This window comes from Arsukibacterium sp., assembly GCF_033722355.1.
GTDB lineage: Bacteria > Pseudomonadota > Gammaproteobacteria > Enterobacterales > Alteromonadaceae > Alishewanella.
Window position 1 is genome coordinate 1 of record NZ_JAWVZF010000114.1, and the last position, 8,720, is coordinate 8,720.

Consider the following 8,720-nt stretch of genomic DNA (forward strand, 5'->3'; position numbering starts at 1 on the left):
CCGGGTGACCACGGAATTGCCATTGCTCTCAGTACCCGTCGCCGGCAGGGTTAACACACAGCCGAGCGCTACCGCCTGCTCGACTTTACCGCGATGAGCCAGAATATCCCAGGCATCACCCGGATACACCGCAGCGGCCGCGACAAACTTGGCACCATCAATCACACTGCCGCCCCCTACTGGCAACAGGAAGTCTATTTTTTGCTCGCGGACTAAATCGGCCGCTTTCATCAGGGTTTCAAAGCTGGGGTTCGGTTCAATCCCGCCGAATTCCTGCCAGTCAAAGCCAACAAGCGCTGACACAACCTGATCATACACGCCGTTCTGCTTAATTGAGCCACCGCCATACAGCATTAATATTTTACTGCCGGCGGGAATTAATTTGGCTAACCGCCGAAGCTGATCTTTACCAAACACAATACGGGTTGGATTCTGATAGGAAAAATTAAGCATTTATACTCCGGATAGGCTACTGCACCGTTGCAGATATAGCTCAGTTATGTGGGCATAGCCGCTCTGCTTCAAGTTTTACCGCTCAGTGTTCAGATAGTTCAACGAAAAAGCCAGCTGACTGAATAAGCATCGGCTGGCAATGGAGTAAGTCAGGCTAAGGGTTTTCACCTCGTAAATTGCGAATGCGTTGCTCTAAAGCCGCCGCACTGACCATTTGGGCCGGCACGGGCTCCGATGCTATTAATTGCACTTTTGACCACCAGCGGCCTTTTAGCTTAAAAGCACCTTTGCCATGATGACTGAAAAAAGAGCCCCATAATCCCTGTAGCGCCATTGGCACCACCGGTACCGGACTTTCAGCGATAATGCGTTCGATACCAGGCCGGAAATTGTCGATATCGCCGGTTTTCGTCAGCCGGCCTTCCGGAAAAATACACACCAGATTACCGTCGGCCAGTTCACGCTTTATTGCGGCAAACGCCGCCTCGTACACCTGCTCATCTTTTTGTTTACTGCAGATAGGAATAGTGCGGGCCGCCCGGAATAACCAGTTGGCAACCGGCAGATCATAAATGGCTTTCTCCATCACAAAACGTACCGGTCGGCGCACCGCCCCGGCTATCAGCATGGCATCCACATAGCTGACATGGTTTGCCACTAATACCGCTGCACCTTGTTCAGGGATATTATCCAGCCCTTTACTACGAACCCGGTACAGAGTGTGGCTAAGCAGATATATCACAAAGCGCAGGGCAAACTCCGGTACCTGGCTGTAGACATACAAAGCGACCACCGCGTTCATCACGGCCAGAATTAAAAAATACTCCGGTATTGATAATCCCAGCACTGATAAAAACACAACAGCCGCCACGGCGCTCGCCACCATAAACAGTGCATTAAAGATATTATTGGCAGCAATCATTCTGGCCCGCTCGCCTGGCTCCGCCCGCTTTTGCAATAAAGCGTACAATGGCACAATAAACAGACCGCCGGAAACACCAATCAAAGTAAGGTTAAACAGAACCCACCAGCCGTATCCGGATTGTAAGAATCCGCCCAGACTGAGGAGCTCGCCTGAGATAAATTGCGGCGTGCTGAAATATAAACTGGCGCCAAATACTGTTAGGCCAAGAGAACCTAACGGCACTATGCCAAGCTCAACCCGGTTACCGGATAAGCGTTCGCACAACATTGAACCCAGTCCCACCCCAACCGAGAAAGCGACCAGTAATGCCGTAACCACAGTATTATCACCGGCCAGCACCGTTTTGGTAAAATTTGGAAACTGGGTTAAATAGCTGGCGCCGAGAAACCAGAACCAGCTTATGGCCATAATCGCCAGATATAAGGTACGATTGGCATAGCTGATTTTAATCGTTTGCAATGTTTGTTTAAATGGCGCAAAACGATAACGCTCTGCGTTATTTATCTTACCGACAACCGGAATGGCCCGGCTGGACAGATAGCCGAGCGCCGCAAACACGATCACCATAGTGCCAATCCATAATGAAGCATGGCCTATGCCGACAATCAGGCCACCGACAATAGTGCCGAGTAATATCGCAATAAAAGTGCCCATTTCCACCCAGGCATTGCCTGCCAGTAATTCCTTATCATCCAGTAGCTGCGGCAAAATGGCGTATTTTGCCGGACCAAAGAACGCCGACTGACTGCCCATCAGGAATAATAACCCCAGCAATAATAAATACTGCTGAAAAAAGAAGGCAACGGCAGCGGCTATCATCAGAATAATTTCAGTGAGCTTTAGCGCCCTGATCAGCCTGCTTTTGCACATGCTGTCGGCCAGAGTGCCGGCTGTGGCAGAGAACAACAGAAATGGCAGAATAAATAAACCCGCGGCCAGATTCATCGTTACGTCGGTACTCCATGGCAACGCCTGGGCGGCAGTAAATGCCAGTAATAACATCAGGGCATTTTTAAACACATTATCGTTAAAGGCCCCCAGCGCCTGAGTTAAGAAAAACGGTAAAAAGCGACGGCTCGTGATTAATTTGCTGGCTAGCATACTGACACCTTTTGCGATTGCTGCTTTGACAAAACAGCACTGAAAACGGTAGGTTTTTTTATCAAAATACCCTAAGTTAGCTATCAGGCGCCAGCAGTTACTGCAAATATTGACAAGACGTCTGGCCATCTATATAGTTCGCAGCCCATTTTTGGAGAGAGACCTTATGGTAAACCCTGTTAGCCCGCCGGGTGCGAAACGCTCGTTAATTCCACTGGGGCTGTTTATCCTGCTGTTTTTAGGCAGTGGCTTATATTTCCAGGCACAAGCTGTCGAGTATGCCTTTTATCAGTTGCCCGGCCATGTCGCGATTATTCCGGCGTTAATGCTGGCTATCTGGCTACACCGGGCGCCGCTGCAACAATCCATTGATGTTCTGATTAAAGGCGCCGGTAACCAGAATATTATTACCATGTGCCTGATTTATTTGCTGGCCGGCGCCTTTGCCAGCGTCGCGACCGCAACCGGTGGAGTGGATGCTGCTGTCAATGCCGGCCTGAGTATCGTCCCGGCCGCCTGGCTGCTACCGGGTTTGTTTATTATCGCAGCGTTGATCTCAACAGCCATGGGCACCTCCATGGGTACCATTGGTGCCCTGGCACCTATCGCTGCAGGACTCGCTGCCAAGGCCGATTTGGACGGCGCGCTGGTAGCAGGGGTTTTATTAAGTGGCGCTATGTTCGGTGATAACCTGTCTATCATTTCAGACACTACTATCGCCTCAACCCGCACCCAGGGTGCCAGAATGTCTGATAAATTCAGGGAAAATATTAAAATTGCCCTGCCAGCTGCCATTCTGACGCTGGTGCTTTACTCGTTTATCACCAGCGCAACCGCGCCGGTTGAGGCGGCTGACTTCAGCTGGACAGCAGTGCTGCCTTATGCGGCTATTCTGGTGCTGGCTGTGATGGGCTTAAATGTATTTTTGGTACTGCTGCTCGGCATTGTGCTGGCTGCGTTACAAGGTAGTATTTTTGCTGATTATCAGCTCGCTGGTTTGGGGAAAGATATTGCAGCTGGCTTTGCCAGTGTCCAGGAAATTTTTCTGCTGGCGATGCTGGTAAGTGGCCTAAGTGAGTTTATTAAACAACAGGGTGGCTTAACCTGGATCTCAGCTCAAATTCAACTTCTGACCGGCACGCTGAAACTGGCTGGCAACAAAGCCCAGCAACTGGCGATAGCGGCGCTGGCCTTTAGCAGCAATTTGTGTATTGCCAACAATACGGTTGCGATTGTATTGACCGGTGATGTTGCGAAAAATCTGGCGCAACAACATCAAATCACACCTCGGCGCAGCGCCAGCTTGCTGGATATTTTTGCCTGCATCAGTCAGGGGCTGGTACCCTATGGCGCACAGGCGTTATTGCTTGGCGCCAGCTTTGGTATCTCACCCTGGCAGGTCGTTATGCACAGCTTTTACTGTCTGATTTTGCTGCTGGTGGCCGGTATTATTATTTTACTGCGCCAAGCCGATATCAATATCGCCGCAACTGAAGCGGGCTGAGCAGACTGCAAACCCGGTCAGTCGCTGCGCTGCCGGTATTGCTTAAACATTACTCTGCTTTTAACCCAGATATGACGCAGTAGCACCGGCCAGTGCATTTTATGCCGGTAGCCCCGCAGGTACCATATGGCACCCGCCAGTTTTGCTGTGGTGCCGGCTTGCAGTTGCTGCAGCAGCAATGCACGGGCGAAATCCTTTCGATAACGGCTATATTTCAGCTGGCTGGCGATCTCTGGTGGCAGCTCTCGCTTAAACAGCTGTTTAATCAGCAGCAGCGTATTAACAACCGGCTCTAACGCACCATATTGCGCGCTGTCATCCAGTAACTGCGACAACAGTTGTTGCTCAGCTAACTGGTTGTACAACAAATCCAGGTCAATTAAATCTTTGATTAGCTTGTGCCGCTCTTCCTGCCAGAAAAAGTGAATAGCAGCATGGATATACAAATAACTGAGGCTGGGTACCTGAAAACAGGAGCCCTCTATCGGCCTGGCACTGACGAATACCTGCTCTGTGGCCAGATTTTTCCGCCCTGCTAACGGAAACAAAGCAAAGTGTAAATCAAGCGCTGTTCCCCGTTTTACATGATAAAGCGGTGGATTTTCATGAGAAAGTTCCAGGTAAAAATGCATGTCGTAGGCCGACATGGCGGGCTCAAAAAAACCTGCAAAAAATAACTTCGCTTTGCAGTCAGTCAACTTCGACCGTGCTACCAGTAAGTCAATATCGGAATAAAGCCGGCCTTCACTGACGGTAAGGCCCAGTGCCTGATAAGCGGCGCCTTTAAGCAGCAGACAGGGATAACTGGCCGCTGCCATCACTGGCTCAAGCTGCATCAACTCGTAAAATAAACTGGCCCGCTGTTTCTGATAATAGCGCCAGCCCCAGGCACAATGTTTTTGTACTGTTTCAGGCAGCTTATCCAGCATATTATGCCGCTCAAACAGTGCTTTAAGCTGAGCTGTTAACCCCAGACTCCGGGCCTGTTGCAATAAATCCGTCCAGCATGCAGCAGAGGCAGTAGCCATAAAGCGTTGAGGCTCGCGAAAACACTGAATTAGCAGCGGCACTAACATAATACCTGCTCCAGCAATTGCAGCATCTGTCTGGTGTCCCTGTACTCGAGGCGGAAGCTTTCAGTATTTTCTACCAGTTGCGTTAATAAATGGAAACCGTCAGCAGCAAACACCGCATAATTAAAACTGTTTTGTGCCAGGTACAGCAGGGTATCAGCCTTGGGCATGCTAAACAAACTTACCGGTTCGGCTGCTTCAGCCTGGTATGCGGGAAACAAAATCCAGGCCGGTTTAGCCTGGATATTCAGTTGCTGCCAGCTTAGCTCAGTGGGGCGCAAATAAGCGACAGTGCCTTTTTCAGTATCTGCTGTGCGATGATAAACAGGGATGCCAGGCTGATAATGCTGAATAACATCTATTGAGGCATTTTTTAAACTTACCGGCCTTACATAAGGTTGCAACAGACCGGTTGTTGGATCAATCAGACACATTTCATCAGACAATAAACGCCAGCCCTGCAACATCAACAGGGCACACAGCGTGCTTTTGCCGCTGCCCGGTGGCGCCGGCATGATAAGGGCCTTGCCTTCTTTTTCCAATACAGCAGCATGAATTGCCAGATATTGCTGCTGATAAGCTGCGACACACCAGTTCAGACCCCATTCGAACGTCGGAATAAGCTGGTCAGCATCAGCCATCCTGAAATGCTCTGTGCCAGCACGAAAATGATAGGGCCGGCTTTTGCCACTGATGCGTCTTTTATAGTCGATATTAAAATCGTAAATATGTTCAGATACAGGCGCTTGCAGCAAAACCGATTCCGGATACAACTTTGCCAAATCATTAAATAATATTGGGCTATCTGTTGCTATTCGAATAGTAAAAGGTGGGGTGTGTAATGCAATAAGCGACAACGTTACTCCGGCTTAAGATGTACTTCCGGTAAAATCCTGGCAGTATTAAAGCTGATAGTATCAAATGTAACAGTGCTATTGTCAGCATTAAAGATGAAGCTGACAATATTTTGATGTTCACTTAACGCCAGCCTGGCTTCAGCCAGCCAGGTTGCATAATCACTGGCCAACTCAATAGTGTTTTCAGGTGTTGCCATCAATGTACATTTCCAGCACCTGGGCTAATTGCTCCATTTTACCGTTAAGTACAGCGTTATTATAAGCGTTAACGAAAGCGTCAGGCTCAGGATAAATACCTCTGCCCCGATAAAACAACGAGTGCAGGAATACAGCTGAAATATTGCGTATTAAATTTGATGGCCCACGGTCTACAGCCTCAGCAAGGGTTCCGCCGTAACCAATAGAGAAAATATCTGTAAACAAGGTATTTTCATTGACGATAACACCAGCATACATGCCGTGGTATGAATCGCCTTTATGATAGGTACCTGAAAGAGAATGGAAAAAACCTTTGCGACCATCACTCCTGGACGTTATGGCAGCTGCCTCTGGCTGAAAATAGCTTTTCGCACCGCCATGCGAATGAAATGACGCAGTACAGGTTTCAAACTGCTCTGCCTGAGCAGACTGCATTTGGGAAATTGACGCGCTCAGATTACAGTTCTGTGTGCTGTAACCCCAGGCACCTTTACTTTTCAGTGCCATCAGTACTGGCAATGAACCGATACCGGCCCGCACAATAAACTTGCGACGGCTGTTCATTGGTTTAATATCCTTATCGTCCATAGACTCTGTCACCCTTATCCTGTAGATCAGTCTAAAACTTGCAACTAAAGATCGTATGCAAATTTTAATCCAATGCGTTAAAACATTGAAAAAACTATCATTTAACTAAAACCTTAAATCAGAAAAATTTAAAGTTGTAAATTTACCTGACGACTAAAATCCATTATCCCACCGTTTATTTGCGGCAAGAGGGTAGCCGACCTGCTTTTTTCCGCTCGTTAAATGTGGTCATTGCTTCCGGCATTCTGGCCCGTAACTCTGCTATCCGGTTCTCCGGCGCAGGGTGGGTTGATAAAAATTGCGGCGTATTGTTATTACTGGCCGCTGCCATGTTCTGCCATAAATTAACAGCCTGGCGCGGTTCAAAGCCGGCCTTTGCCATTAAATCCAGGCCAATGATATCCGCTTCAGACTCATGGGTCCGGCTAAAAGGTAAAGTTACGCCCAGTTGCGCGCCTAAACCCAGCGCGGTCATTATTTCCTGCTGATAGCGAACACCATAGGCCTTGGTACCCGCATCACCAAGCGCCAGTGCCGACTGAACAAACTGATTGGTCGATAAGCGCTCATTACTGTGATTGGCCATGACATGGGCAATTTCATGACCAATCACCGCAGCCAGCTGCTCCTGATTTTCAGCAACTTTCAGCAGTCCGGTATAAACGCCAATGTGGCCACCGGGCAGAGCAAAAGCATTAATCTGCTCACTGTCAAAAACCACAACTTCCCAGGGCGTTCTCAGATATTCTTCAGGGGTAACTTGTAACAAAGCACTGGCAATACACTGGACATAATCATTGATTTTGGCATCTTTACTGATCGGTGTGTCGGCTTTCATCTGCTCAAAAGTTTGCTCACCCATAGCGTCAAGCTGGCTGTTATCAAACAGCATAATCTGATTACGACCGGTAGGCGACTGCGCGCAAGCAACCAGAACCAGCGCTGTTACTGCAGCAAGTGAAAACTTTTTCAACATATCAAAATCCTTATTAATGCCAGGTAAGCAACTGTACCTATGTTGTATATTGTATCGGCAGTTAAAAAAAAAACCACCCGCAGGTGGTTTTTACTATAGTTAACCGGTTAAATCATCAAAGAATTTTTTGACGCCATCAAAAAAACCTTTTGATTTGGGCCGATGTTTGGCCTCACCCTCTCCGCCCATAGTATCTTCAAGCTGGCGTAACAACTCTTTTTGTTTGTCACTCAGGTTTACCGGGGTTTCAATCACCACCTTGCAGACCAGGTCACCCACTCCGCCCCCACGCACCGACTGCACGCCTTTGCCACGCAGGCGGAACATTTTATCGGTTTGGGTTTCAGCAGGAATTTTCAGCTTGATCCGGCCATCCAGCGTTGGAACGGCAATTTCACCGCCCAGGGCAGCTGTGGCAAAGCTTAGTGGCACATCGCAGTAGAGGTTATTACCGTCGCGTTGAAATATCGGATGCGGTTTAACATTAACCTGCACATATAAATCGCCTGCCGGCGCGCCATGCATGCCGGCTTCACCTTCTCCGGTTAAACGGATCCGATCACCAGTATCCACACCAGCCGGAATTTTAACAGATAAGGTTTTGGTTTTCTCAACCCGGCCTTCACCATGACACTTACTGCAAGGCTCAGGGATAATTTTACCGCGACCATTGCAGGTTGGGCAGGTTTGCTGAACGGCAAAAAAGCCCTGACGCATGGTCACCTGACCCGCACCATGGCAGGTTGGACAGCTTTTAGCTGAAGTGCCCTTTTTGGCACCAGAGCCATCACAACTGTCGCAGTTAACATAAGTGGGTACTTTAATATCGACCGATTTACCCTTAACCGCTTCTTCCAGGTTCAGCTCCAGGTTATAGCGTAAATCTGAGCCGCGCTGTGCCCGCGACTGGCCACGACGTCCGCCGCCACCAAAGATGTCACCGAACACATCGCCGAAAATATCACCAAAGTCACCCGCGCCAGCACCGCCACCAAAACCACCGCCGCCACCGCGGCTGGGGTCTACCCCGGCATGGCCAAAACGA

At 49.0% G+C, this 8,720-nt stretch carries 9 protein-coding genes; 1 reads left to right on the forward strand and 8 read right to left on the reverse strand.

What is annotated here, in order from left to right:
• Both R3177_RS10565 and R3177_RS10570 read right to left on the reverse strand, forming a co-directional pair.
• Positions 1 to 453, reverse strand: a 453-nt coding sequence (locus tag R3177_RS10565) for an iron-containing alcohol dehydrogenase (protein ID WP_318970998.1), incomplete at its 3' end; no start/stop codon positions are given.
• Positions 454 to 607: 154 nt separating this feature from the next.
• Positions 608 to 2,479: an MFS transporter gene (locus R3177_RS10570; RefSeq protein WP_318970999.1), complete on the reverse strand. Its 1,872-nt coding sequence runs from the start codon at positions 2,477 to 2,479 to the stop codon at positions 608 to 610.
• Between the two features lie 166 nt (positions 2,480 to 2,645).
• On the opposite strand from R3177_RS10570, the gene R3177_RS10575 reads away from it, so the two are divergent.
• Positions 2,646 to 3,983, forward strand: coding sequence for a Na+/H+ antiporter NhaC family protein (locus tag R3177_RS10575; RefSeq protein ID WP_318971000.1), 1,338 nt, complete (start codon positions 2,646 to 2,648; stop codon positions 3,981 to 3,983).
• A gap of 17 nt (positions 3,984 to 4,000) precedes the next feature.
• Here the strand turns inward: R3177_RS10575 and R3177_RS10580 are convergent, their stop codons facing one another.
• From R3177_RS10580 to R3177_RS10605, 6 genes are all read right to left on the reverse strand, one after another.
• Positions 4,001 to 5,059, reverse strand: coding sequence for a nucleotidyltransferase family protein (locus tag R3177_RS10580; protein WP_318971001.1), 1,059 nt, complete (start codon positions 5,057 to 5,059; stop codon positions 4,001 to 4,003).
• On the reverse strand, positions 5,053 to 5,913 hold the full coding sequence (locus tag R3177_RS10585) for an HprK-related kinase A (RefSeq protein WP_318971002.1): 861 nt from the start codon (positions 5,911 to 5,913) through the stop codon (positions 5,053 to 5,055). The genes R3177_RS10580 and R3177_RS10585 overlap by 7 nt, the downstream gene beginning before the upstream one ends.
• Positions 5,914 to 5,915: 2 nt before the next feature.
• Positions 5,916 to 6,110, reverse strand: coding sequence for a hypothetical protein (locus tag R3177_RS10590; RefSeq protein WP_318971003.1), 195 nt, complete (start codon positions 6,108 to 6,110; stop codon positions 5,916 to 5,918).
• A complete protein-coding gene (locus R3177_RS10595) occupies positions 6,097 to 6,675 on the reverse strand; it encodes a hypothetical protein (protein ID WP_318971004.1) in 579 nt (192 codons plus the stop codon). Before R3177_RS10595 ends, R3177_RS10590 begins: the two co-directional genes overlap by 14 nt.
• Positions 6,676 to 6,874: 199 nt before the next feature.
• On the reverse strand, positions 6,875 to 7,675 hold the full coding sequence (locus tag R3177_RS10600) for a M48 family metallopeptidase (protein ID WP_318971005.1): 801 nt from the start codon (positions 7,673 to 7,675) through the stop codon (positions 6,875 to 6,877).
• A 99-nt stretch (positions 7,676 to 7,774) separates the two neighbouring features.
• Positions 7,775 to 8,720 (reverse strand): molecular chaperone DnaJ (locus R3177_RS10605; RefSeq protein WP_318971006.1); only part of this gene is annotated, 946 nt, incomplete at its 5' end.